Raw genomic sequence first — 23,405 nt, 5'->3', positions numbered from 1 at the left:
GCCCTGGCAGTGGATCGGACATTGACGAGAATCAATTATCTTGTAGTTCGCCCCGGTCGACCGGTGAAGACATAACCGACGCCCCGCACCGATTGAATGAGATCCGGGCTCTTCGGATCATCTTCGATCTTCTTGCGCAAACGGACGATCTGGGCGTCGATTGCGCGATCGAAGGCTTCGAGATTGCGGTTCCTTGTCAGATCCATGAGTGTTTCGCGCGAAAGCACCCGGCCGGGATTGCGCACGAAAACGAGCAGCATGTCGAACTCGCCCGTCGTCAAGGCAACGTCGCTGCCCTGGGGCGACGTCAACCGCCTTCGCGATACATCGAGGGACCAGCCTTCGAAAGCGAGCGTTTCGTCCTCTCCGTTGGAGGCGTGGGTCGCGTCCGAAGACGTGCGGCGCCGCAGGATTGTTCTCAGGCGAGCCAGCAGCTCCCTCAGATGAAAGGGCTTGGCGATGTAATCATCGGCGCCTACCTCGAGGCCGACGACCTTATCCGTGACATCGTCCTGACCGGTCAGCATGAGGACCGGCACGTCGGACGTGATTCGAAGCTCCCGAAGCAATTCGAGGCCATTCTCGCCGTTCGGGAGCACCAGATCGAGAAAAATAGCCGCGTAAGAGCCCTTGGCAAGTTCGGAACGCATCGCCGCACCGTTTGCCACCGCGTTCACCTTAAATCCGTTGTCTTCGAAGTAACGCACCAGCATCTGCCTGATCCGCGCGTCGTCATCGACAACCAGAATACGGTCCGGTTCCATTGCTCTCGTTATCTGTTTCGCCCTGCCGAACAGATAGCGCAGGAATTCGACCTGCGCCACCGCTCCGTGCAACCTTATGCTGTGGTTCCGAGAAAAAGTTGGTGATGACCCTGTGAAATCGGGTGGGGTCGCCGCCGCACTGCCTCGCGTTCGTGTCAACCCACCATGCCACTGCGATTGGAGGGGCACGCATTTCGTGTTTCACTCCGTCAAGCAGATCGGGCTAAGCAAGCTTCTCGTCGTTGAAAGCGTCCAGCTTTTCCCGGCTGACGCGATCAAGTCGCGGTCGGATCGGTATCATCGTCGGCGATCACCCGCCAGGAAGCGCCCTCCAGATCGTCGTACTGACCGCTTTTCAGGGACCAGAGGAACGCAGCAAGCCCAAGGCCACCCATGAACAACGCGATGGGGATGAGATAAACTAGCATATTCATGTGGCTTCAACCCTCTCATGGCGGACTGGCCTGTCCGAGGCGGGCAGAGGATTGCTTCGGGCAGTAAAAGCGTTCAGACGCAAGGCGTTGGAGACGACGATGATCGAGGAGGTGGACATCGCCACGGCAGCGATCAGCGGTGTCGCAAGGCCGGCGATCGCGATCGGCACGGCGAGGATGTTGTAACCGATCGCAAGCGCGAAATTCTGCCGGATGAGCGCGGCCGAGCGCCTGGCGATCCGGATCGCATCGGGGACTGCATCGAGCCTCTCGTTGAAGAAGACGAGGTCGGCCGCCTGGCGTCCGATGTCGGAAGCGCTGGACGGCGCCATCGAGACATGGGCTGCGGCGAGCGCAGGCGCGTCGTTGATGCCATCGCCAACCATCAGAACGCGACGCCCCTCTTCCCGCAAAGCTTCGCAGGCCTCCACCTTCTGCTTCGGGGTCAGTGCGCCAAGGGCGCGATCGACGCCGAGGCTGCGTGCCGTACTGTCGACGACAGATTGGCGGTCCCCCGAAAAAATCAGTGTCTGGCAACCGGCCGATTCCAGATCGGCGACCGCTTCGGCAGCTCCCGGACGAAGTGTGTCATCGAAGAAGAAGCGCGCCAGCGCCACTCCGTTTGCCGAAAGCACCACTTCGGAAAGCGGACTGTCTGATGTCGCGGTCTCGGCCTGGCAGCAGGCGAAGGACGCGTTTCCGAGCCTGTAGACGACACCCCCACGCGGGGCTTCGAGACCGCCGCCAGCGACCTCCACCGCGCTCTCGAATTGCTCGGCCGCATCAGCCTGACGGGCTAGCGACTGCGAGAGCGGATGCCTGGAATGCCGAGCAAGTCCCGCAGCGATGGCGATGTCCCTAACGTTGTCGGCCTCGGTCCGCACGAGCCTCGGCTGCCCAAGCGTCAGCGTCCCCGTCTTGTCGAAGGCGACGGTGTCGACCTCGGCGAGCCGCTCGAGCGCCGAACCGTCCTTGACCATGACGCCCCTGCGAAAGAGCTCGCCGGCTGCAACGACCTGCACGACCGGAACGGCCAGTCCGAGGGCGCATGGGCAGGTAATGATGAGAACGGCGACGCCGACGAGCATCGCCTGCTTCCAGTCTCCGCCGATGATCCCCCAGCCCAGAAACGATACCAGCGCAAGCAGGTGCACGGCGGGCGAATAGAGTGCCGCGGCCCTGTCGGCGATCCGCCGATAGCGCGCCCGACCGCCTTCCGCGGCCTCCATCAGCCCGATGATCTCGGCAAGCAACGAGTTGCGTGCGAGCTTGGTAGCGCGAACGGTGAGCGAGCCTGTCAGGTTCATTGCTCCGGAATGGATTTCCGTGCCAGGCTTGACGGCCACCGGGCTGCTCTCGCCGGTTACGATCGACAGGTCGAGATCACTCTCGCCGCCGGCGACGATACCGTCGACCGGGACGCGGTCGCCGGCCGCAACGGCAATCTCGTCGCCGATGGCAATCTCCTCGACCGCCACGTAGCGTCTCGAACCATCAGCTGCCAGCACCAGCGCCCCACGCGGGGCAAGCCGCGCCAGCCCGTTGATCGCTGCGCGCGCCTTCTCGCGCATGACGTGGTCGAGGGTACGGCCGATCAGCAGGAAGAACAGCAGTGATACCGTGGCATCGAACCAGGCATGTTCGCCATGATGCATCGTCTCCCAGAGCGAAACCGCATAGGAGAGCGTCACGGCAAGTGAGATAGGCACGTCCATGTTCGTGCGCCCGCGCTTCAACGCGTTCCAGGCCGATCGAAAGAAGAACCGACCGGAATAGACGAGGGCAGGAGCAGCGATCATCGCCGATATCCAGTGGAACATGTCGCGCGTTGCCGCATCCGCGCCGGACCAGACGGAGACCGACAGCAGCATGATGTTTGCCGCCGCAAAGCCGGCAACCCCCACCGCAAGGAGAAGCTGATTCCGTGTCTTGTCGCTTTCCGGCGCAAGCGGCGCGAAGAGATGGACCCGATATCCGGTCGCGCTGATCGCGGCAGTGATACCGGTCGGATCAGTCGCTTTATTGTCTATCTCCTCCGCATAAACGCAGCTTACGCGCCTTGAGGTGAGGTTCACCCTGGCCTTGCGCACATAGGGCAGAGCCGACAAGGCCCGCTCGATGGTCGATATGCAGGCGCCGCAGTGGACGTCGGGTACGCTGAGATCGAGTTGGCGAAGACCGCCACCGAGCGCGTGGCTCGCAAGGCCGATCTCCTCGGCGCTGAAGGAAGTCGTGCTCATTGCCAGGACGCCGTCTGCATCCACGGTGCAGCAGGTCATTGGCCGAACCCCGCGGTGTCGATGCGCACGGCCTCGTGCATGACGATTTCGCCGCCGCGGCGCGAGGTCACCTCGACGATCCAATCGCCTGTCGCGACCGCGTGATTTGCCTCGAACCGCCCCTCCGAAAGCTTGGTCAGGACGACGTGAAAATCCTCGTGATCTCCGACCGGCCGTTTGAAGTTGGCCACAACGTCGTCGACATCAGCCGGCGAGCCGTCCCTGTTGCGGATGTCGTAATGGATTTCATCCCTCTTCAGCGACAACTCGCCTGCGATCCCCGAGGCGGCCATCGCCTTCATTGCGGCAGCCTTCTCATTGAATTGCTGGCTGGCGACATAGGTGTTTTCAACCACGAGCCCGCTCCAGCTCGACGAGGCGTACCAGGCCATTGTGAAGTTGACAGCGATAATAACGCCGAAGAAAGCGCAGGTCGTCAGCAACATATGCCTTCCGGTAAAACCTTGTATGCGGGTGCTCATCTGACATCTCCTGGGGCGTTGAATGCAGCACGATAGGTCGCGCGGTCGGCATGGCCGGCATCTTCGATCGAAAAGAGGAATTCGTTGACGGCGCCGCCAGTCGGCTTGCGGGTCACGAACACCTTGAGCGTCGTCGCGGCATCGGGGGCTGCATCGATGGTGAACTGACGCCCCTCCTCCTTGCCGAGCTCCGGAATCCGCATCGTCGCGCCATCGAGGCCCGACAGGCTCAGTTCGATCGTGCGCGGCTTGGGGACCATGTTGAGAACACGCAACGTGTAGCCATTGCGGATCGATCCGTCGCTTTCCAGCACATATTGCGGATTGCGATCATGGACGACATTGAGCTCCAACCGTTCGCGCATCGACAGATGCACGACCATGGCAATGCCGATGAAGGCCCAGACGGCAGCATAAAAGACGACCCGGGGCCGGAAGATGATGCGCCAGTTGAAGTGGCGAATGCCGTCGACAAAGGAGCCGTCCGGATTTCTGACACGCGCCGGCTGGACGGGCGTCTTGCCTCCGTCGGTGGCGATGTTCATGTTGCTGGTATATTCGCTGAGCGTCGCATAGGCGATCAGGCCGCGCGGCTTCCCAATCTTGTCCATGACGTTGTCGCAGGCATCGATGCAGAGCGCGCAGGTGATGCACTCCATCTGCTGCCCGTCGCGAATATCGATGCCCATCGGACAGACCGCGACGCAGGCATTACAGTCGACACAGTCGCCGACGGCCTGTCCCTCCGCTTGCGCCTTCTTGGCATGGCGCGAACGCTGCTCTCCGCGCCAATCGTTATAGGTCACGACCAGCGAGTTTTCATCGAGCATGGCGCCCTGGATGCGTGGCCAGGGGCACATATAGGTACAGACCTGTTCACGCAGCAGCCCGCCGAAGACATAGGTGGTGGCTGTCAGAATGGCGACCGTGGCGTAGGCGACGGCCGGGGCCTGTCCGGTTACAAGTCCCTTGATGAGGGTCGGCGCGTCCGCAAAGTAGAAGACCCATGCGCCGCCGGTAAGGACGCCGATGACCAGCCAGGTTGCATGCTTGAGCAGGCGCTTGCGAAGCTTGTCGAACGTCCACGGCCCGGCGTCGAGCTTCATTCTGGCATTGCGATCGCCTTCGATGGCACGCTCGACGACGAGAAAGAGGTCGACCCAGACCGTCTGCGGACAGGCATAACCGCACCACGCGCGGCCAACGGCCGAGGTGACCAGAAACAGCCCGAAGCCCGCCATGACCAGCAGCCCCGCAACATAGTAGAATTCCTGGGGCCAAATCTCGATGAAGAAGAAAAAGAAACGACGCGACGACAGATCGATCAGAATCGCCTGATCCGACGCAAAGGGTCCGCGATCCCAGCGGATCCAGGGCGCAAGGTAATAGATCGCAAGCGTGATCAGCATCACGATCCATTTGAACCGGCGGAAATGTCCTTCGACCCGCTTGGGGAAGACCTTCTTGCGCGCCGCATAAAGCGGCTGACGGTTGCGGCGGGCGTTGACCGGCTCCGCATTGACGCGTTCCACTGGATCGGGATCGGGTGCTGTGTAGAGGTTCATGGGCCTGTTCCGATGTCTGACTGCCCTTCTCCTCCGTTTTCGGCACACCATCCTTGATTCATGTCAAGAACGTGGTCGTGCGCGGCGGCGGCCTTGCCCGGGCAGATGCAGCCTTGAAAGGGCGCGGGCAATCGGCAGGCATAGGCAGTTGCGTCCGGTCGTTCTTTGCGTTTGATCAAAGAGAAAGGCCGCGCCCGGGGAGGGGGCACGGCCTGGAGGACAACGGGGAGAAGCCGCTGGGACGTCCTCGTTTTGCAGATCTAGCGGCTGGTCGGGTTGTGATCTTTGAGGCAGATCAAGCTTACGATCGAACTGCCGATCCTTGCGGGATCTTCCTGTTCGCAGGCCGGCGGAGCGGACCTTGCGCGTATAGACACACGCGCGTGGATGACCGCCCGCGGCGTGCCGTAGAGTTCAAGGAGTGCATTATGGTCATGGTTCGCCATCGTGTTGGCTCCTCTTATTGGCCGCCGCCGAGCGCATGGACGAAGACGGTGAGTTCCTTGACGGTCGTGTCTCCGAGGCGCGCAGACCAGGCCGGCATGACACCGTGCTTCGGAGCCGTGACCTGACGGATAATGGCGTCCTCACCCTTGCCCTTCAGCCAGATGGCATCGGCAAGATCAGGTGCGCCCATCTCCGGCTTGCCTTTGGCATCCTCGCCGTGACAAGCTGCGCAGTTGTCGAGAAATACCTGCTTGCCTGGTTCCACAAGAGTTTCGTCCGATGGCTTGTTCGTCAGGCTCCAGACATAGGCCGCAACCTGCCTGGTCTGATTCTTGTCGAGCATGTCGGCGAAAGCCGGCATTTCAGAGACGTGCGTGTCGGCATCGCTGTCGAAGCGAACGCCGTGGGCGATCGTCGTCTGGATGGAATCAAGGTCGCCGCCCCAAAGCCAGTCGTCGTCGTTGAGGTTGGGAAAACCCGGTCCGCCACTTGCACCCGAACCGTGGCACGGAGCGCAGTTGACCTTGAAGGCGGAGGCGCCGCCGGCGATCGCGAATTCGCGAAGGGCCGGGTCAGCGTCGATTTCCTGCACGGTCTTGGCTGCGATCATGTCGTGGAACTTCATCTGGGAAGCCTTGGCGAGGTCAAGGTCCTGTTGCAGTTCGGCTCGGCTGGAAAAGCCGAAATAGCCTTTTGTAGCCGAGGTGAGCATCGGTATGGCCGGATAGGCGATGGCATAGCCGATCGCCCACAGGATCGTCGCATAGAAGGTCCAGACCCACCACCGGGGCATGGGGTTGTTCAGTTCACGGATGCCGTCCCATTCATGGCCGGTCGTTTCGACGCCGCTGATTTCATCGATATGTTTTTCCGACATCTCAGTCATCCTTCAGGGGAATGTTGGCGGCGTCCTTGGCGGCCTGCTTGGCACCGGGACGGAGCGTGAATATCACGGCTCCGATGAAGAAGGCCGTCATTGCCAGGAGCCCCCAACTGTCGGCGAAGTGCCGCATTGCTGTATAGGTTTCCATGTTTCACCTCATCGGTAGCCCGTGGCGTCGTCATAGGTCGAGAAGTCGACGAGCGTGCCGAGCATCTGCAGATAGGCCACAAGGGCATCCATCTCGGTGAGCTTCGACGGGTCACCATCGAAATCGCCGACCTTTGCCTTGGGATATCGCGCGATAAGCGCGGTCGTATCGGCATTCGGGTCTGCCTGCACCTTCATGTCGGCCTCGGCATTGGCGATCATGTCGTCGCTATAGGGCACGCCGACATCCGCATTCGCGTTGAGGTCCATGCCGACGTCCTTGACGGTGACCTCGCGCTCCCTAAGGAAGGCGTAGCTCGGCATGATCGATTCCGGCACGACGGCCCGCGGGTCCGAAAGGTGCTGGACATGCCACTCGTTGGAATAGCGGCCCCCTACGCGCGCCAGATCCGGCCCCGTGCGTTTCGACCCCCACTGGAAGGGATGGTCGTACATGGATTCGGCGGCGAGCGAATAATGGCCGTAGCGCTCCACTTCGTCGCGGAACGGCCTGATCATCTGACTATGGCAGAGATAGCAGCCCTCGCGGATGTAGACGTTGCGGCCTGCCAGCTCGAGCGGCGTATAGGGACGCATGCCCTCCACCTTCTCGATCGTGTTTTGCAGGTAGAACAACGGCGCAATTTCGACGATGCCGCCGATGCTGACCACGAGGAGCGAGCCGACGAGAAGAAGTGTCGCGTTTTTCTCGAGGATTTGATGTTTGTCCAGGATTGATGCCATGTGTCACCTCACTCGGCAGCCTGTGCCTGCGGCACGAAGGCAGTGGGAATTTCGGCTTCGTCTCGCAGATGGCCACCAATGGTCATGAAGACGTTCCAGGCCATTACGAGGCCGCCTGCCAGGTAGAGACCGCCGCCAAGCGTGCGCAGCACGTAATAGGGGAACATGGCAGCCACGGTTTCGGCGAAGGAGTAGACGAGGAAGCCTTGAGAATTATATTCGCGCCACATCAGGCCCTGCTGGATGCCTGCGACCCACAGAACCGCCGCGTAGACGACGATGCCGAGCGTTGCGAGCCAGAAGTGCCAATTGACCATGCGCAGGCTGTAGAGGCGTTCGCGGCCCCATAGCTTCGGCGTCAGGTAATAGATCGCACCGAAGGTGATCATGCCGACCCAGCCGAGCGCGCCCGAATGCACGTGACCGATCGTCCATTCGGTGTAGTGGCTGAGCGAGTTCACCGTCTTGACCGACATCATCGGGCCTTCGAAGGTCGACATGCCGTAAAAAGCGATCGCGACGATCATCATGCGGATGATGGGATCGGTGCGGATCTTGTCCCAGGCGCCCGAGAGCGTCATCAGGCCATTGATCATGCCGCCCCAGGAGGGCATCCAGAGCATAACCGAGAAGACCATGCCGAGCGTCTGCGCCCAGTCGGGCAGCGCGGTATAGTGGAGGTGATGCGGCCCGGCCCAGATATACATGAAGATCAGCGCCCAGAAGTGGATGATCGACAGCCGGTAGGAATAGATTGGACGATTGGCTTGCTTGGGCACGAAATAATACATCATCCCAAGGAAACCCGCAGTCAGGAAGAAGCCGACGGCATTGTGGCCGTACCACCACTGCGTCAGAGCGTCCTGAACGCCTGAAAACAGCGCATAGCTTTTCGAGCCGAGGAAGGAGACCGGCACGGCGAGATTGTTGACGACGTGCAGCATCGCGATCGTCACGATGAAGCCGAGATAGAACCAGTTCGCCACATAGATATGCGGCTCCTTGCGCTTCAGGATGGTGCCGAGGAAGACGGCGAGGTAGGCGACCCAGACGATCGTCAGCCACAGGTCGACGTACCATTCAGGCTCGGCATATTCGCGCGCCTGATTGATGCCGAGAACATAGCCGGTCGCCGCCATGACGATGAAGAGCTGATAGCCCCAGAAGACGAACCAGGCGAGGCTGCCGCCGAAGAGGCGCGCGTGACAGGTGCGCTGGACGACGTAGAAGGACGTCATGATCAGCGCGTTACCCCCGAAGGCGAAAATCACCGCCGACGTGTGGACGGGCCGGAGCCTGCCAAAATTCAGATAGGGAGCGAAGTTTAGATCCGGGAACGCCAATTGAGCCGCAATGACGACGCCAACGAGGAAACCGACGATGCCCCAGAACACCGTGGCAATCAGGCCGTAGCGGATGACCTCGTCGAAATAGCCGGACGGCTCGGCTTTCGGCAGCCGGCCCGCAGGCGAGAAGTCCACGTTTCTGACAAGAAGCACTGTGCCCGCGAAAAGGCAGAAGCTCAGTATTCCCATGTGAATTGAGAATAGATGGTCGTGGGCGAAAGCAGCGCCGAGCAATGCCAGGAATGCTGCCACGGCGACCACCATGGTTTCCGTAGTGTAGTTCATGATGACGTCCCCAGTGCGCAGACGACCACAGGGCGGTCGCCTTTCTCGTACTTTGAGGAACGAGTGTCATGGAGAGCTCGCCCGTTCCTTGATCCAGGTCAACGGAACCTCGCCTTTGCGCGTTGTTACAGACTGTTACAAAGCCTTACCCTTTGGCACCGTCCGCTCATTCGGCTGTGACCGAACACCTTTCTATTGGTCTCACATTCAATCGGACACGGGGATCATTGGAATGTTGATGCAGGGCCAACAGGCATTCGAGAACGTCGATCTTGGCGCAAAAGCGGTTCAGGGCAATTCGCTGTCGTCGCTTTTCCAGATGTCGGCCACTGAAACGGTCGAGGCAGGAAAGGCGATCTGCTGGGAGGGGGATGCCGCACGGCATCTGTTCCAGATCACCGAAGGGGTCGTGCGTCTTCATCGCATCATCGGCGACGGACGCCGGGTGATCACCGCCTTTCACTTCGCCGGCGACGTCGTCGGTTCTTTCCTGCAGGGCGATTTCCTTTTTACCGCCGAAGCCGTGACGGACTGCAAGATCCGCCGCCTGTCGCGCAAGCAGTTCCAGGAAGAAATTGAGCGTTCCGAGCTTCTGCGGCCGGCCTATATCAACTTGCTCTGCCGGGAAACTGCCTCGGCCCACGATCAGCTCGTGCTCCTGTCGAGGAAAAATGCCGAGGAACGCCTCTGCACCTTCCTCATGAAGCTTGCAACCCGGGACGACCAGTCGCTTCGCCAGGGACTGCTCGAGGTACCGATGAGCCGGCAGGACATCGCCGATTATCTAGGCCTGACTATTGAGACCGTCTCGCGCTCGATCAGCAAGCTCGCCCAGAGGAAAATCGTCGCTCCGGATGGGCGCCACAATCTGCGCATCGTCAACCTTGCCCGCCTCGCGCAATTGTCGGGCAATGTAGATGATTTTTCCGAAAGAACCTGCCATAGGGGTAGCGTCCACTGATTGCGGAACCAATGCCCATGCCTCACCGTCTGATCTCGCCGCGCACTGCATCGCCCCAGGAACTGGACGCGCTCGTGCATGTTCTCGACGGGGCAGACATCATCGTGCACCGGCTCGAAGGAACGATCACCCATTGGTCGATCGGCAGCGAGACGATGTACGGCTGGACCCGTGAAGAGGCTGTGGGCGAGACCGTCTACAGTTTGCTCGATACTCGCTTCCCTGAGCCGATGGAGGCCATACGCGCGCATTTGACGACGCGCGGCTTCTGGCAAGGCGAAGTCGTTCATCGTCACAAGAACGGTCGCGACATATTCGTCGCAACCCGTTGCGTGCTCGTCAACCTTCCCGACGGTGATCCGGTCATCATCGAGGCAAACAGCGACGTCAGCGCCCTGCGCAAGGCGGAAGAGGCCGTGCGGGCGCGCGAGGCGCACCTGTCGTCGATCCTCGACACCGTACCCGATGCGATGGTCGTCATCGACCAGAACGGCAATGTCATGTCGTTCAGCAAGGCGGCCGAAACGCTCTTCGGCTTCCGCTCCGAAGAAATCTGCGGCCATAACGTCAAGAGGCTGATGCCGGAACCTTATCGCGCAGCCCACGACGGATACATCGACCATTACATTCAGACCGGCGAAAAGCGGATCATCGGTTACGGTCGCGTCGTGACGGGCCAGCGCGCCGACGGCAGCCAATTCCCGATGGAACTGCATGTCGGCGAGGCGACGGCGAATGGCGAACGGATCTTCACCGGGTTCGTTCGCGATCTGACCAGCAGGTTCAAGATCGAGGAAGACCTTCGCCAGGCTCAGAAGATGGAGGCCGTGGGTCAGCTGACCGGCGGGCTTGCGCACGACTTCAACAATCTGCTGACGGTGATCAGCGGCAATCTCGAAATGATCGAGGACAAGCTCCCGGCAGGCCCGCTGCGCGACATGCTGCGGGAGGCGCAGGATGCGGCTGCCGACGGTGCAAAGCTCACGGGACAGCTCCTGGCCTTCGGCCGGCGCCAGCCACTGAACCCGAGGCAGGCCGATCTCGGCCAACTCGTCACCGGCTTTTCGGACTTGTTGCGAAGGACGCTCGGGGAAAACATCAAACTGTCGACTGTCCTTTCAGGATCCGATTTCAACGTCCTGGTCGACAGTTCCCAATTGCAGAACGCGATCCTCAACATCGCTCTGAACGCGCGCGACGCTATGCCGAAAGGCGGCACTCTGACCACCGAGGTTTCACGTGTGCGGCTCGACGCGGACTACGCGAAAATGTACCCGGAAGTCCGCAGCGGCAATTTCGTCCTCGTCTCCATGAGCGATACCGGTGTCGGAATGAGCGAGGAGGTCAAGAAGCGCGCGATCGAGCCGTTCTTCACCACCAAGGAAGTGGGATCCGGAACCGGACTGGGCCTCAGCATGGTCTACGGCTTCGTCAAGCAGTCGGGGGGCCACCTGCAGATCTATAGCGAGGTCGGTCGTGGCACAACGATCCGCATCTACCTGCCGGCTCTCTCAAGCGTCAGTGCCGGGGACGAGGCGGCAGTCGGTAAAAAGGTCGAGGCGGCCCTGCCGGGTGGCAACGAACGCATTCTCGTGGTCGAGGACGACGCGCGCGTCCGCAGAGTTGCGGTCGCCAGATTGGCCGGGATGGGATATCAGGTGATCGAGGCAGACAATGGCCACCGGGCGATAGAATTGCTTAAGAACGAGCCCGATGTCGCGCTTTTGTTCACTGACATCGTCATGCCCGGCGGAATGACCGGAGACGAACTGGCAAGAGCCGTCCGCCTCGAACGGCCTGACCTCGCCGTGCTCTTCACCTCAGGATATTCGGAGCCGGCCCTGGCGGCAAATGAGGTCATCGCCCGCGCACAATGGCTCCGAAAGCCCTACACTGCACGCGACCTCGCTCTGAAAGTACGTGAGCTCATCGACACCCGGTGATTTGAGCGCATAAACCCTCCAAGAAATCCAGCAATCCGATTGTCAGCCGGGGCCTTTGACGGTTACGCGGACGCAAACCTGCATCCACGCCGGCCTTAACGTGGATGCTGTCATCAAGGTGATTCACCGCTGCTCTCCCGTTTTCCTGCGTGTCGCCGAAACCGGATAAAGAGAGCCGCCTGTCGCCTGAATTGGCACCGCCAATTTGACGGGCATCAAAGAGTGAGGGGCTCGCATGTCCTACAACCGCAGCCGAGGCCAAGATCGGCCCCGAACGATAGGAGAAATGCAATGCGTCTGAAATTTGGACTGATCGCTGCCGCGGCGGTTCTGATGGCATCGGCAGCGCCGCTCATGGCCGCTGACCATCAGATCCACATGCTCAACAAGGGCGGTGACGGCGCGATGGTCTTCGAGCCCGGATTCGTCAAGATCGCTCCTGGCGACACCGTTACCTTCGTGCCCACCGACAAGAGCCACAATGCCGAAACCTACAAGGGCCTGATTCCCGACGGAGCTGCTGAGTTCAAATCCAAGCCGAGCGAGCAGTACCAGGCCAAGTTCGACGTGCCCGGCGCCTATGTCATCAAGTGCACGCCGCACGCAGGCATGGGCATGGTGGCGCTGATCCAGGTTGGCGACAACCCCACCAACCTTGAGGTCATCAAGACCGCCAAGCTTCCGAACATGGTGCGTAAGCGCCTTGACGCCGATCTCGCACAGATCGCGCAGGTCACGCAGTAAAGTCACGCAATAACGCAGGCGCGATAAGAGGTGGCGGCGCCGTGCGCCCCACCTGTGGCCCAGGAGACATGTGATGATCAGACACTTGGCCCTCACCGTGGCGGGCATGCTTTGTATCGCCGGATCGGCGCATGCCCATATCACTCTCGAGCAGGCTGAAGCGGTATCCGGCAAGGCCTACAAGGCCGTGCTGCGCGTGGGGCACGGCTGCGAAGGCAAGGCGACCGTCCGGATTAGGGTAAAAATCCCCGAAGGATTGCTGTCTGCCAAACCGATGCCCAAAGCGGGCTGGACGGTGGAAAAAATCCGCGGAACCTACGAAAAGAGCTACGATCTCTACGGCAAGTCAGTCAAGGAAGGCCTGACCGAGATCGTATGGCAAGGCGGCCAGCTTGCCGACGACGAATATGACGAATTCGTCTTTCGCGCCACTGTGGCGAAGGAACTGCCCGCAGCTGCACGGATTTATGTCCCCGTCGTCCAGGAGTGCACCGAAGGTGCGGTCGAGCGCTGGATTGACATTCCCGCTGCCGGCAAGACGTCCGATGATTATGAAACGCCGGCGCCGTTTTTCGACGTCGTCGCGCAGCCCCACTCCTGAGGCGGACCAGGGACCGGTCGCCTATGGCGCGGAATTTTCCCCTGTGGGCGGCCGTTTGCCTGCTTGCGCGTGTCGCCGGGCTGTTTCTCTTTCTGGCGGCTGAGGCAGATGCCCATGCTGTCCTGATCGCATCCTCGCCCGCAAATAACGATATTCTTTCCGTGCCGCCGGGAAAGGTCCTGCTGCGTTTCAACGAAGCGGTCAGAGGCGTTCGCTTCAGCATGGTCGCCGCCGATGGAGTGACCAGAGGGATTTCAGCAAACTCGACAGGTGCTGAAGTCAAAGCATTCCTTCCCGATCCGCTCGCAGACGGCACAGTAATCGTCAGTTACAGAGTGGTGTCGGAGGACGGCCATCCGATTGGTGGATCCATTGTCTTTCACGTCGGCAAACCGTCGGCCCGTTCCAGCGATGTTTCCGATATATCGTCGAAGGCGCTGCATGGCGTCATCTGGCTCGTTACTATCGGTTCAACACTCTGTCTCGCCATTCTTGTCGGCGGCGCATTTTTCAGTTGCTGGTTTTCCCCGGCAGGCGCGCGCCGACAATCCGCTACCTTGGCGGCCCTGTCGATCATGCTTGTGCTGACGGGGCTTTATCTGCAGGGACTGGACGACCTTGGCGTGGGGCTCGTTTGGACCGGTCTGCAGCCGATCGCCCAGGTCTTTTCCGACCAAACTGGGGCTGCCCAATGCCTCAAGCTTGTGGCGATCGTGCTTGCGGTTTTGCCGTTTGCCCGTCGCCCGCGCTCAGCGCGTATAGCCGCGGCCACCGCACTTGCCATTGCCTCACTCGCTTTCACGCTGACGGGTCACAGTTCGATTGCGCAGCCGCGCTTCATCGCATGGACGGCGATCTTCCTGCATGCTGGCATCTTGCTCTTTTGGATCGGCAGCCTGCCGCCGCTGATGAGTCTCTGCCGGTCGGCCGAAGATCAGCATCCCCTGCGTTTCTTCTCGCGCCAGATTCCGATTCCCTTCGCCGTGATGCTACTGGCAGGCCTGCTGCTCGCAGTAACGGAAATACCCCGCATCGACCTGGCCTGGTCGTCGCTGTTTGCGCGCGTGCTGGCCGTCAAGATCGGTCTTGTCGCGGTCCTTTGCGGGCTGGCACTCTACAATCGCTTCTGGCTGACTGATCCGGCGCTGGCGGGAGACCCTGTCGCCCGGCGCTGGCTGCGCTGGAGCATCGGCGGCGAGATCGGGGTTGCACTTTTGATCGTCGCTGCCGCCTCGCTATGGCGTTTTGCCGGTCCCGAACAACATCAATACGCCTATGCTCAATCGCCCGTGTCACTCCACCTCCATGGGCAGAAGGCGATGGCGGAACTCGAAATGACGCCGCAGCCTGACGGCACGGCCGATATCCGCGTTTCGATCCTGACACCACAATTCGATCCGATACAGCCGCGAAGCGTATCTCTGGACCTCAGGAACACTTTGCGCGGGATCGAGCCTCTCAGATATGGCCTGACAAATGCTGCCGATGGCACATGGGCCGCAAGAAACCTGCCGCTTTCGGATATTGCAGGCTGGAGCGTGGACCTTCAGGTGCTGATCGACGACTTCAACCTCGTCCATCTCGAAGGCGACCTTCCGGCAGGAACCGAATAGACCATAGCATTTCCCCATCACGCCACGCCGAGCTCGACCGTGAATGCCTCGTCTATCCGGCTGACGATCCGGACGCTCGGAAACGATATGCCGACGCAAGCCACAGAAGAACGATCCGGTAGTTGACCGCGGCGAAGGACAGCGGGCAGCGGCGACCTCGCAGAGCCGCAGCACCTCGACCACATCCTGGGCCGACTCGAGATTAACCAGCCGGACAGGTCATCGCTCACCTCTGGAGAAACAGGCTCGCGGCAATGGCGATCGCGGCGATGACCGCGGTCACGACACCTGTCCGTTGCAGCACGCCCATCCGGTAAAGCATGATCGCGAAGATCACGATGACAGGTGTTGCTATCGAAAGTCCGATTTGCGCGTCGCTCATAAGGTCTCCTTTGCGGGCGCAGGATAGCCAGCAGCGGCAGACGCTTCTTTGAGATCGATCAAAGAGAATTTCCGCCCGGCGAGCGGCCCGTCCGGAGGGGACACACGCCTGTTTGCGGTTTCACAAAGACGGGCGCCCAACCTCGCCATACGCTCGAGAACATGACCTCGATAATCTCAAGTCGCGAGACGCGCGATACCGATAGTGGCGATCTGCTGGTATGGATCCTTGCCTGGAGCGAACTCGTCGCCTTCGGAGCCCTGCTGACGGCCTTCGTCGTCGCCTCCGCGCTTCAACCGGAAACATTCGCAGCCGGCAAGGCGAGGCTTCATCATACCCTGCCGGTCGTCAACACGATCGTACTTCTGGCAAGCGGCTGGTTTGCCGCCAGAGCAGCTGAGCAGAGCGCGGTCTCTGGCCGGCGTTTGATGCTGCTTCTGGCGGCTCTCGGAGGGGTCGTCTTCGCCGGCCTCAAATGCCTGGAATATGTGTTCGAAGGCGCGTCACTTCTTTCCGGGGATCCCTTCTCGCAGCTCTATCTTCTCATCACCGGGTTTCATCTGACGCATGTGGCATTCGGATCGATGATCCTCGTCCTCGTCGCAGTCTTTCCGACCCGCGAGAACATCCATCTGATCACGACGCTCTGGCATGTGATCGACATCGTCTGGCTCGTCATGTTTCCGGTGATCTATCTGTTATGAGGCATTCCGATCACCCGAACTGCTCGCGCGCCTTGCTGCTTCTGCTCGCCCTGACGGGATGCATGTTCGTCTTGACGCGCGCTCTGCCGGACGGAATACCGTCGGCCTTGGCCGCAGCGATGATCGCAACGATTGCCGTCATCAAGGTCCGGCTTGTCGTATTGGATTTTCTCGGGCTTCGCGAAGCCAACACGCCCTTGACTGCTGCCTTATGGTCCTGGGCGGCATTCGTGCTGCTGATTGCTGTCGCGCGCACCGCCTTGCAATTGTCTGTCTGACGTTTCGCTTCTCTTTCCAAAAAGCTCGGCGCACCGCAGGCTGCAGGTGGCTGCGGCTTTGCTGGCATGCCCCACTGCGCATTCCGCTCGTACATTCGTCGGCTTGCTTGCGAATGAGCAAAGAGCACCCGGTCGAATTCCGCCATTTCCTTCGAGCGAGCCCGCTGGCTCGATTTCCGACGTCACGGCGGCACCGCCACTGACATGAAAGGATGATCAATGGCTGAACGCCTGACAAAAACCGCGGCCCGAAACGTGTTCTACGGCGGGTCGGCATTTTTCTTCGCCATATTCGTGGGCCTGACGGCCCACAGTCACTATTACATCCGCACGGTCTCCACCGATGAGACCAAGCTGACGGAAAGTGTGGCCCGCGGGAAACACATCTGGGAAAAGAACGCCTGCATCAACTGCCACACGCTCGATGGCGAAGGCGCCTATTTCGCGCCGGAACTGTCGAATGTCTGGATCCGCTGGGGTGGCGACAAGGATCCGGCCAATGCCCGCGAAGCGCTCCACGCGTGGATGGCGGCGCAACCTTCCGGCATCGAGGGCCGACGGCAGATGCCGCAGTTCAACCTGACGGACCAGGAGGTCGATGACCTCGCCGATTTCCTTGAATGGGTCAGCAAGACCAACACTCAGAACTGGCCCCCGAACCAGGCCGGCTGACAGCGAGAGGCTATAAAAATGAAGTACAAGACCCAGAGCGTCGCAATGCTCTATTTTTACGGAGCTCTCGGCCTGTTCATGGCCCAGCTCCTGTTCGGCGTACTCGCCGGCACCATCTACGTGCTGCCCAACACGCTATCCGTCGAACTGCCCTTCAACATCGTACGCATGATCCATACCAATGCGCTGATCGTCTGGCTGCTGATGGGCTTTATGGGAACGACCTATTTCCTGCTGCCGGAAGAATGCGAAACGGAACTCTACAGCACCAGGATCGCGATCGCGCAGTTCTGGATATTCCTGATCGCGGCGGCAGTCGCCGTCGTCGGCTATCTCTTCCATATTCATGAGGGCCGCGAGTTCCTGGAGCAGCCTTTCGCGATCAAGGTCGGGATTGTGATCGTGGCGCTGATGTTCCTCTTCAATGTCACCATGACCGCGCTCAAGGGACGCAAGACGACCATCACCAACATCCTGCTCTTCGGCCTGTGGGGTGTCGCGATCTTCTTCCTCTTCGCCTTCTACAACCCGGTCAATCTGGCGCTCGACAAGATGTACTGGTGGTATGTCGTCCATCTGTGGGTCGAGGGGGTCTGGGAGCTGATCATGGCGTCGGTGCTCGCCTTCCTGATGATCAAGCTGAATGGCATCGACCGGGAAGTGGTCGAAAAGTGGCTCTACGTTATCATCGGTCTGGCGCTGTTTTCCGGCATCCTCGGCACCGGCCACCATTATTACTGGATCGGTGCGCCCGGCTACTGGCAGTGGATCGGATCGCTCTTCTCGACGCTCGAAGTGGCGCCCTTCTTCACCATGGTCGTCTTCACCTTCGTCATGACCTGGCGCGCCGGCCGCAAGCACGAAAACCAGGCTGCCCTCCTCTGGTCGATCGGTTGCTCGGTCATGGCCTTCTTTGGCGCCGGCGTCTGGGGTTTCCTGCATACCCTCTCGTCGGTCAACTACTATACCCATGGCACGCAGGTCACCGCAGCCCACGGGCACCTGGCCTTCTTCGGCGCCTATGTGATGCTCAATCTCGCGGCAATGGCCTATGCAGTCCCGCAGATCCGCGGCCGCGCGCCTTATAATCAATGGCTGTCGATCGCCAGTTTCTGGATCATGTGCACTGCAATGTCGGTGATGACCTTCGCGCTTACTTTCGCCGGCATCATCCAGGTGCACCTGCAGCGGGTCCTCGGCCAGTCCTACATGGACGTCCAGGATCAGCTCGCTCTCTTCTACTGGGTGCGACTCGGCTCCGGCATCTTCGTGTTCATCAGCGCCCTGATGTTCATCTGGTCGTTGCTGATCCCCGGACGGACACGCGTCCCGAGCCCGGTCGTCCAGCCCGCCGAATAAGGCGGGCCATTTTTCTGGAGAACAAAGATGACAATAGCCTTCAATCATCCGCTTAATCCGGATGTCGAGATCCCGCACTACGCGCCTCAGGGGAATGAATGCGCACTCTTTGAACACGCCTGGACGCGGCAGCTCCCGATCCTGCTGAAAGGGCCGACCGGCTGCGGCAAGACACGATTCGTGCAGCACATGGCCGCTCGTCTCGGCCTGCCTTTATCGACGGTCTCCTGCCACGACGACCTCACGGCCGCCGATCTCACCGGCCGATATCTCCTCAAGGGCGGCGAAACCGTCTGGATGGACGGTCCGTTGACCACGGCCGTTCGGGACGGCGGCATCTGCTACCTCGATGAAATCGTCGAGGCGCGCAAGGATGTGACGGTGGTTCTCCACCCTTTGACGGACGACAGGCGCATCCTTCCGCTCGAAAGGACCGGCGAAGTGCTCGAAGCCGGCCCCGGTTTCATGGTCGTCGTCTCTTACAATCCCGGCTATCAGAACCTGATGAAGGCGCTGAAGCCCAGCACGCGTCAGCGCTTCGTCTCGATCGAATTCGACTTCCTGCCGCGCGAGCAGGAGATCGCCACGGTGTCCCTGGAAAGCGGTCTTGCCGAGGGCAAGGTCGCGCCACTCGTCGAGCTCGCCCGGCGCCTGCGCGCGCTCAAGGGCCAGGATCTGGAGGAAGGTGTTTCGACCCGCCTGCTGATCTACTGCGCCTCGCTCATCGACGCCGGCCTGCCGACGATCGACGCTGTGCGGGCGGCCATCATCGAGCCTCTGACAGACGAACCGGATGTCAAGGCCGCCCTCGCCGAGGTTGCCAGGGCCACGATCGGATAGGTGAAACATGCTGGAATTTCTGGAACTCGAGGAGACGGTAGGCCGCGCCTGGCATCGGCTGGTCGGCGACACCAGTTCATGGCCGCACCACCCGGCTGCGGCCGTTCACCTTGCCGAGGTCAGACCGCAGCTTGCCGTCTGCTTCAGGGCCTTCGGCGGGGACGCCACCCTGCAGGTCCAGAGAGCCCGGCAGAAAACCTCGATGCACAGGCTGCGGCTGAGACAGGTCATCGGCCTCGGTGAAGAAAGGTCTGACCATCCGACTTGGGACGGCACGGCAATCCATCTGCCTGCCGTTGTCGATCTTTTCGACGAGCCCTCGCTCAATCGAGATCTTTACTTCTGGCTGGCTGCCTATGTGGCGACCGCGCCTTGCGTGGCATCCCCTGCCGATCCGGCCCTCGCCGATCTGTGGCGGATCGAAACGGGCCGGGAAAATTCCGCCCTGGTCCTCCAGAGATTCCCAGGAACGACGGCACGCTATGTGCGGCTCACCCGGGCGCTACTTGGCTGCCGCAGGCGCGGAACGCTTCCTCAGGCCGAACGGTGGATCGAGGAATTCGCCCAGCTGGCACTCACCGTTCCCTTGCACCATTCCCTTCCCGACGCCGTCCGCCCAAAGGTAACCGCGGCTCCTGCCGGCTATCTGCCGATGCTGCCTTTGCCGATCTGGCCAGATTTCAGGGGCCGCAGTGAGACGAACGCGTCAGAGCGCCATGACCTTCCGTCTGATCAGGCGGGTGACGACCAACAGACGCGGCCATCGCATGAGGCGACACGCAAACGCGACGCCGACGACCGCAAGCGCGATCCCTTCATATTGAACCGCTTCGAGAAAATCCTCGCCATGGCGGAGATGGTCAATGTCGATCGCCCGAGCGATGACAGCGAGGAGCATGATCCTGCGGCGGCTGACGAGTTGGAAGAAATCACGCTCAGCGAAACGCGCGAACGACCGAAATCCAAATTCCATTTCGATCTGGATCTCTCGCCGGAAGCCGCCGACCCGGCGGCGATAGCCGGCGAGTTCACCTATCCGGAATGGGATTTCCGAAAAAGCCTATATCTTGCCGACCACTGCCGCGTGGTGATCGGCTCGCCCTCCGGCAGGTTGGATCAGGCAATCGTCAGCGACGCCGCTCTCGTGCGCAACGTCAGGCGCCAGTTCGAAACGCTGCGCCCAAAGCGGGAGCTACGGAGGGCTCAACTGGACGGGGAGCAGATCGATCTCGAAGCGGCCATCCGTTCCCGCATCGACTTCATCGCCACCGGCCAGCCGGACGAGCGCGTCTATGGATGTGCCCGCCCCGCCAGTCACGACCTTGCGACCTCGATCCTCGTCGACGTCTCCTTGTCGACGGACTCCTGGGTCGACAATCGCAGGGTTCTCGACGTGGAAATGCAGGCGCTCGACGTCCTTGCCCGCGGGCTGCAATCCTGCGGCGACCGCTTTGCCATCAGGACTTTCACCTCACGCCGGCGCGACTGGGTTCGCGTCGAGACTATCAAGGATTTCGGGGAGACATTCTCAGCCAAGACCGCCAGCCGCATCGCAAGCCTCAGACCCGGTTATTACACACGCATGGGAGCGGCCATCCGGCATATATCCAGAGAGCTGGAAAGCGACGGCGCGAGAAAGAAGCTGCTGCTTATTCTGACGGACGGCAAACCCAACGATGTCGATCACTATGAGGGTCGTTTCGCCCTCGAAGACAGCCGCAAGGCCGTCATGGAGGCGCGTGCGAAGGGCCAAGCGGTTTTCGCCGTAACGGTCGACCGCAGCGCCGGCGACTATCTTCCCGCGATCTTCGGCAGGTCCGGGTTTGCCCTTGTATCGAACATCTCGAAATTGCCGAGCGCACTGCCGGCGATCTACCGGAACTTGACTGCATAGCGAGGCGAAAAGCCGGGCCTTTTCACACGCAGAAACCAGGCGGAATCGCTTCCAGCCTGGTTTTCCAATTTAGGGAAGGGATGGCCGGCGGGCATATCGCTGTTGCCACCCGCGCCTATCGAAATATGGCCGCCAGGAAGAGATCATGCCGCCTTGCTGTGCGTCCGGCCGAAGGAACCGAAGTAGGCGTCGAAGGCTGCTGCGACGGCGCGGACCATGAAGCGATGCTCCTTCGAGACGGTGACGCAGCCATTCTCGATCGTCACCACACCATCCGACGCGAGGCTGTCCAGCCGGTCGTTCCGCTCGAGGAGAAAGCCGGCATCATAGCCGCCCTCCGCCCCAAGCTTTGCGAGATCGACCTTGAAGTCGCACATCAGCCGTTCGATCACTCTTGCCCGAAATTTGTCTTCATCGGTCAGCTTATATCCCTTGGCTGTCGCAAGGAGTCCCGAGCTGATCCGCTCTGCGTAACGACCAAGAGCGACATGGTTCTGGACGTAGCCATCAGGCAGCCGGCCAATCGCCGACGCGCCGAGCCCGATGAGGGTTTCACATTCATCGGTCGTGTAGCCCTGGAAGTTCCGCCGCAAGGTTCCCGAAACCGAGGCGATCGCGAGCTGATCGTCGGGCAATGCAAAATGGTCGAGACCGACACGAACATATCCGGCGCTCTCAAGTTCCTGTGCAATCGCCTCGGCCTGCTCGTTGCGTTGCGCGGCATCGGGCAGCGCTGCTTCATCGATCAGCCGCTGATGCTTCTTGAAGGCCGGCACATGCGCATATCCGAAGACTGCGAAACGTTCGGGCCGCAACTCGACAGCCGTTCTTACCGTTTCGATGCAGGATTCGATGGTCTGATACGGGAGCCCATAGATGAGGTCGAAATTGATGCTCGTCACACCGTAGCCCCTGAGCCCCGTCACGGCCGCCTGCGTCTGCTCGAAGCTCTGTATCCGGTTGATTGCTTTCTGGACGACCGGGTCGAAGCTCTGGACGCCAAGGCTTGCGCGGTCGACTCCGTTCTCGCCAAGAGCAGCAATCATCGCACTCGACAGCGTCCGCGGGTCGATTTCCACGGCCACGCTGCAGTCACGCGTAAACTGGAACGCGCTCTTGAGCTTGTCCATCAGGCTCGAAAATTCGTCCGGCTTCATGATCGTCGGCGTGCCGCCGCCGAAATGAACATTCTTGACTGGAACCTCGTTTCGAGCTGCCTGCGATACGAGTTCGATCTCCTGGCTCAAGACGTCGAGATACTCCAGCACGGGCGCATCCTGGCGCGTGATCGTCGTGTGACAGCCGCAATACCAGCACATGGAGCGACAGAAGGGAACATGCAGGTACACGGAGACGGGTCCGGAAGCTGCGACGTCGGAAAGACCATGCGCATATTCTTCCGGCCCGACGACCGGCGAAAACGCCGGCGCGGTCGGATAGCTGGTGTAACGCGGCAGGCGGGCCTCGCCATATTTGGCGACCAGGGCATCGGACATTTCGGCTTCCTTCATGAGACTATCATGATGTTCATAAGCCGACGAAGGGGCAAGCTTCCTTGTCCTGGATCAACAACCACCCTCGTAAAGCTGACAACAGCAAGTTCGGCGGCGGCCTGGGTCCGGCGGCGACAATCGTCTGGCTGTTTGCTCGCTGTCAAAGTCGCCCGGCCTGCCCCCGGCTATCTTCCGCCTCGACACGGGATGCGCCGCGGTCCGGTCATTAGTCATTCCGCGGCAGAAGGAAACAGCCATAATGACAGATGCGCCAGCCACGCACGCCGCGATTGCGCATATCGACGTCCGGATTCTGCCACCCGTCGAGCGCCATCCCCGGATCTTCGGCACGCTGCACTCGCTGACCCCGGGCCAGAGCCTCCATATCACCAGCGATCACGAGCCTCGCCCCCTGCAGTACCAGCTCGACACCGCCCTGCCCGGAAAATTCTCCTGGGAATATCTGGAACAGGGACCGGACGTCTGGCGCGTGGAGATCACCCGCCTCGATGCGGGTTGCGACTGCTGCTGTGGCAGCCATTAGC

The 23,405-nt window shown here is 60.8% G+C and carries 24 protein-coding genes; 12 read left to right on the top strand and 12 right to left on the bottom strand.

Annotated elements, in window-relative coordinates; all coding sequences use genetic code 11:
• Window positions 1-35: 35 nt before the first annotated feature.
• From JNB85_RS08980 to ccoN, 10 genes are all read right to left on the bottom strand, one after another.
• Window positions 36-764, bottom strand: coding sequence for a response regulator (locus JNB85_RS08980; RefSeq protein ID WP_220334355.1), 729 nt, complete (start codon window positions 762-764; stop codon window positions 36-38).
• A 275-nt stretch (window positions 765-1,039) separates the two neighbouring features.
• Window positions 1,040-1,198: a cbb3-type cytochrome oxidase assembly protein CcoS gene (gene ccoS, locus JNB85_RS08975; RefSeq protein WP_220333979.1), complete on the bottom strand. Its 159-nt coding sequence runs from the start codon at window positions 1,196-1,198 to the stop codon at window positions 1,040-1,042.
• Window positions 1,195-3,477 carry a cation-translocating P-type ATPase gene (locus JNB85_RS08970; protein ID WP_220333978.1) on the bottom strand — a complete coding sequence of 761 codons (2,283 nt, stop codon included), beginning with the start codon at window positions 3,475-3,477 and terminating at the stop codon, window positions 1,195-1,197. The genes ccoS and JNB85_RS08970 overlap by 4 nt, the downstream gene beginning before the upstream one ends.
• Window positions 3,474-3,959 carry a FixH family protein gene (locus JNB85_RS08965; RefSeq protein ID WP_220333977.1) on the bottom strand — a complete coding sequence of 162 codons (486 nt, stop codon included), beginning with the start codon at window positions 3,957-3,959 and terminating at the stop codon, window positions 3,474-3,476. Before JNB85_RS08965 ends, JNB85_RS08970 begins: the two co-directional genes overlap by 4 nt.
• Window positions 3,956-5,524, bottom strand: coding sequence for a cytochrome c oxidase accessory protein CcoG (ccoG, locus tag JNB85_RS08960; protein ID WP_220333976.1), 1,569 nt, complete (start codon window positions 5,522-5,524; stop codon window positions 3,956-3,958). Before ccoG ends, JNB85_RS08965 begins: the two co-directional genes overlap by 4 nt.
• A gap of 260 nt (window positions 5,525-5,784) precedes the next feature.
• Complete coding sequence (locus JNB85_RS30630; protein WP_223216466.1) at window positions 5,785-5,970, bottom strand: hypothetical protein; 186 nt, start codon at window positions 5,968-5,970, stop codon at window positions 5,785-5,787.
• Between the two features lie 14 nt (window positions 5,971-5,984).
• Window positions 5,985-6,848 carry a cytochrome-c oxidase, cbb3-type subunit III gene (ccoP, locus tag JNB85_RS08955; protein ID WP_220333975.1) on the bottom strand — a complete coding sequence of 288 codons (864 nt, stop codon included), beginning with the start codon at window positions 6,846-6,848 and terminating at the stop codon, window positions 5,985-5,987.
• A 1-nt stretch (window position 6,849) separates the two neighbouring features.
• Window positions 6,850-7,002 (bottom strand): cbb3-type cytochrome c oxidase subunit 3, encoded by a 153-nt coding sequence (locus tag JNB85_RS08950; RefSeq protein ID WP_220333974.1) that lies wholly within the window; start codon window positions 7,000-7,002, stop codon window positions 6,850-6,852.
• 8 nt (window positions 7,003-7,010) lie between these two features.
• The gene (ccoO, locus tag JNB85_RS08945) at window positions 7,011-7,745 is read right to left on the bottom strand and encodes a cytochrome-c oxidase, cbb3-type subunit II (protein WP_220333973.1); all 735 of its coding nucleotides are present in this window, start codon (window positions 7,743-7,745) and stop codon (window positions 7,011-7,013) included.
• A gap of 8 nt (window positions 7,746-7,753) precedes the next feature.
• The gene (ccoN, locus tag JNB85_RS08940; RefSeq protein WP_220333972.1) at window positions 7,754-9,376 is read right to left on the bottom strand and encodes a cytochrome-c oxidase, cbb3-type subunit I; all 1,623 of its coding nucleotides are present in this window, start codon (window positions 9,374-9,376) and stop codon (window positions 7,754-7,756) included.
• Between the two features lie 232 nt (window positions 9,377-9,608).
• Here ccoN and JNB85_RS08935 point away from each other — a divergent pair, with 232 nt between their 5' ends.
• From JNB85_RS08935 to JNB85_RS08915, 5 genes are all read left to right on the top strand, one after another.
• Window positions 9,609-10,337: a Crp/Fnr family transcriptional regulator gene (locus JNB85_RS08935; RefSeq protein ID WP_220333971.1), complete on the top strand. Its 729-nt coding sequence runs from the start codon at window positions 9,609-9,611 to the stop codon at window positions 10,335-10,337.
• A gap of 17 nt (window positions 10,338-10,354) precedes the next feature.
• Window positions 10,355-12,280 (top strand): hybrid sensor histidine kinase/response regulator, encoded by a 1,926-nt coding sequence (locus JNB85_RS08930; RefSeq protein ID WP_220333970.1) that lies wholly within the window; start codon window positions 10,355-10,357, stop codon window positions 12,278-12,280.
• A gap of 291 nt (window positions 12,281-12,571) precedes the next feature.
• Window positions 12,572-13,024 (top strand): pseudoazurin, encoded by a 453-nt coding sequence (locus JNB85_RS08925; protein WP_220333969.1) that lies wholly within the window; start codon window positions 12,572-12,574, stop codon window positions 13,022-13,024.
• A 73-nt stretch (window positions 13,025-13,097) separates the two neighbouring features.
• Entirely contained in the window at window positions 13,098-13,625 is a 528-nt protein-coding gene (locus JNB85_RS08920) for a YcnI family copper-binding membrane protein (protein ID WP_220333968.1), read from the top strand.
• 23 nt (window positions 13,626-13,648) lie between these two features.
• Entirely contained in the window at window positions 13,649-15,238 is a 1,590-nt protein-coding gene (locus JNB85_RS08915) for a copper resistance CopC/CopD family protein (RefSeq protein ID WP_220333967.1), read from the top strand.
• Between the two features lie 226 nt (window positions 15,239-15,464).
• Here JNB85_RS08915 and JNB85_RS08910 read toward each other — a convergent pair whose 3' ends face one another.
• Entirely contained in the window at window positions 15,465-15,620 is a 156-nt protein-coding gene (locus tag JNB85_RS08910; RefSeq protein ID WP_007823775.1) for a hypothetical protein, read from the bottom strand.
• Window positions 15,621-15,781: 161 nt separating this feature from the next.
• Between JNB85_RS08910 and JNB85_RS08905 the strand changes: the two genes are divergently transcribed.
• The 6 genes from JNB85_RS08905 to JNB85_RS08880 all read left to right on the top strand — a co-directional run bounded on the left by JNB85_RS08905 (window position 15,782) and on the right by JNB85_RS08880 (window position 21,367).
• Complete coding sequence (locus JNB85_RS08905) at window positions 15,782-16,324, top strand: cytochrome c oxidase subunit 3 (protein ID WP_220333966.1); 543 nt, start codon at window positions 15,782-15,784, stop codon at window positions 16,322-16,324.
• Entirely contained in the window at window positions 16,321-16,602 is a 282-nt protein-coding gene (locus tag JNB85_RS08900) for a cytochrome C oxidase subunit IV family protein (protein WP_220333965.1), read from the top strand. The genes JNB85_RS08905 and JNB85_RS08900 overlap by 4 nt, the downstream gene beginning before the upstream one ends.
• A gap of 219 nt (window positions 16,603-16,821) precedes the next feature.
• The gene (locus JNB85_RS08895; RefSeq protein ID WP_183828039.1) at window positions 16,822-17,274 is read left to right on the top strand and encodes a c-type cytochrome; all 453 of its coding nucleotides are present in this window, start codon (window positions 16,822-16,824) and stop codon (window positions 17,272-17,274) included.
• Between the two features lie 18 nt (window positions 17,275-17,292).
• The gene (locus JNB85_RS08890; RefSeq protein ID WP_220333964.1) at window positions 17,293-18,633 is read left to right on the top strand and encodes a cbb3-type cytochrome c oxidase subunit I; all 1,341 of its coding nucleotides are present in this window, start codon (window positions 17,293-17,295) and stop codon (window positions 18,631-18,633) included.
• A gap of 27 nt (window positions 18,634-18,660) precedes the next feature.
• Entirely contained in the window at window positions 18,661-19,473 is an 813-nt protein-coding gene (locus JNB85_RS08885; protein ID WP_220333963.1) for a CbbQ/NirQ/NorQ/GpvN family protein, read from the top strand.
• Window positions 19,474-19,480: 7 nt separating this feature from the next.
• Entirely contained in the window at window positions 19,481-21,367 is a 1,887-nt protein-coding gene (locus tag JNB85_RS08880; protein WP_220333962.1) for a nitric oxide reductase activation protein NorD, read from the top strand.
• A 143-nt stretch (window positions 21,368-21,510) separates the two neighbouring features.
• Here the strand turns inward: JNB85_RS08880 and hemN are convergent, their stop codons facing one another.
• Window positions 21,511-22,863, bottom strand: coding sequence for an oxygen-independent coproporphyrinogen III oxidase (gene hemN, locus JNB85_RS08875; protein ID WP_220333961.1), 1,353 nt, complete (start codon window positions 22,861-22,863; stop codon window positions 21,511-21,513).
• Window positions 22,864-23,119: 256 nt separating this feature from the next.
• Here hemN and JNB85_RS08870 point away from each other — a divergent pair, with 256 nt between their 5' ends.
• Window positions 23,120-23,404 (top strand): DUF2249 domain-containing protein, encoded by a 285-nt coding sequence (locus tag JNB85_RS08870; RefSeq protein WP_220333960.1) that lies wholly within the window; start codon window positions 23,120-23,122, stop codon window positions 23,402-23,404.
• Window position 23,405 lies beyond the last annotated feature (1 nt).

Origin of the sequence: Rhizobium mesosinicum (genome assembly GCF_019511345.1) — a bacterium.
GTDB classification, from domain to species: domain Bacteria; phylum Pseudomonadota; class Alphaproteobacteria; order Rhizobiales; family Rhizobiaceae; genus Rhizobium; species Rhizobium mesosinicum.
The sequence above is the reverse complement of the archived record's forward strand: the minus strand, read 5'-3'. Positions and strand labels throughout refer to the sequence as shown.

What these genes read in the sequence shown, in the direction of transcription:
- JNB85_RS08980 (WP_220334355.1), bottom strand. Translation starts at nt 764, where the DNA reads ATGGAACCGGACCGTATTCTGGTTGTCGATGACGACGCGCGGATCAGG.
- ccoS (WP_220333979.1), bottom strand. Translation starts at nt 1,198, where the DNA reads ATGAATATGCTAGTTTATCTCATCCCCATCGCGTTGTTCATGGGTGGC.
- JNB85_RS08970 (WP_220333978.1), bottom strand. Translation starts at nt 3,477, where the DNA reads ATGACCTGCTGCACCGTGGATGCAGACGGCGTCCTGGCAATGAGCACG.
- JNB85_RS08965 (WP_220333977.1), bottom strand. Translation starts at nt 3,959, where the DNA reads ATGAGCACCCGCATACAAGGTTTTACCGGAAGGCATATGTTGCTGACG.
- ccoG (WP_220333976.1), bottom strand. Translation starts at nt 5,524, where the DNA reads ATGAACCTCTACACAGCACCCGATCCCGATCCAGTGGAACGCGTCAAT.
- JNB85_RS30630 (WP_223216466.1), bottom strand. Translation starts at nt 5,970, where the DNA reads ATGGCGAACCATGACCATAATGCACTCCTTGAACTCTACGGCACGCCG.
- ccoP (WP_220333975.1), bottom strand. Translation starts at nt 6,848, where the DNA reads ATGTCGGAAAAACATATCGATGAAATCAGCGGCGTCGAAACGACCGGC.
- JNB85_RS08950 (WP_220333974.1), bottom strand. Translation starts at nt 7,002, where the DNA reads ATGGAAACCTATACAGCAATGCGGCACTTCGCCGACAGTTGGGGGCTC.
- ccoO (WP_220333973.1), bottom strand. Translation starts at nt 7,745, where the DNA reads ATGGCATCAATCCTGGACAAACATCAAATCCTCGAGAAAAACGCGACA.
- ccoN (WP_220333972.1), bottom strand. Translation starts at nt 9,376, where the DNA reads ATGAACTACACTACGGAAACCATGGTGGTCGCCGTGGCAGCATTCCTG.
- JNB85_RS08935 (WP_220333971.1), top strand. Translation starts at nt 9,609, where the DNA reads ATGTTGATGCAGGGCCAACAGGCATTCGAGAACGTCGATCTTGGCGCA.
- JNB85_RS08930 (WP_220333970.1), top strand. Translation starts at nt 10,355, where the DNA reads ATGCCTCACCGTCTGATCTCGCCGCGCACTGCATCGCCCCAGGAACTG.
- JNB85_RS08925 (WP_220333969.1), top strand. Translation starts at nt 12,572, where the DNA reads ATGCGTCTGAAATTTGGACTGATCGCTGCCGCGGCGGTTCTGATGGCA.
- JNB85_RS08920 (WP_220333968.1), top strand. Translation starts at nt 13,098, where the DNA reads ATGATCAGACACTTGGCCCTCACCGTGGCGGGCATGCTTTGTATCGCC.
- JNB85_RS08915 (WP_220333967.1), top strand. Translation starts at nt 13,649, where the DNA reads ATGGCGCGGAATTTTCCCCTGTGGGCGGCCGTTTGCCTGCTTGCGCGT.
- JNB85_RS08910 (WP_007823775.1), bottom strand. Translation starts at nt 15,620, where the DNA reads ATGAGCGACGCGCAAATCGGACTTTCGATAGCAACACCTGTCATCGTG.
- JNB85_RS08905 (WP_220333966.1), top strand. Translation starts at nt 15,782, where the DNA reads ATGACCTCGATAATCTCAAGTCGCGAGACGCGCGATACCGATAGTGGC.
- JNB85_RS08900 (WP_220333965.1), top strand. Translation starts at nt 16,321, where the DNA reads ATGAGGCATTCCGATCACCCGAACTGCTCGCGCGCCTTGCTGCTTCTG.
- JNB85_RS08895 (WP_183828039.1), top strand. Translation starts at nt 16,822, where the DNA reads ATGGCTGAACGCCTGACAAAAACCGCGGCCCGAAACGTGTTCTACGGC.
- JNB85_RS08890 (WP_220333964.1), top strand. Translation starts at nt 17,293, where the DNA reads ATGAAGTACAAGACCCAGAGCGTCGCAATGCTCTATTTTTACGGAGCT.
- JNB85_RS08885 (WP_220333963.1), top strand. Translation starts at nt 18,661, where the DNA reads ATGACAATAGCCTTCAATCATCCGCTTAATCCGGATGTCGAGATCCCG.
- JNB85_RS08880 (WP_220333962.1), top strand. Translation starts at nt 19,481, where the DNA reads ATGCTGGAATTTCTGGAACTCGAGGAGACGGTAGGCCGCGCCTGGCAT.
- hemN (WP_220333961.1), bottom strand. Translation starts at nt 22,863, where the DNA reads ATGTCCGATGCCCTGGTCGCCAAATATGGCGAGGCCCGCCTGCCGCGT.
- JNB85_RS08870 (WP_220333960.1), top strand. Translation starts at nt 23,120, where the DNA reads ATGACAGATGCGCCAGCCACGCACGCCGCGATTGCGCATATCGACGTC.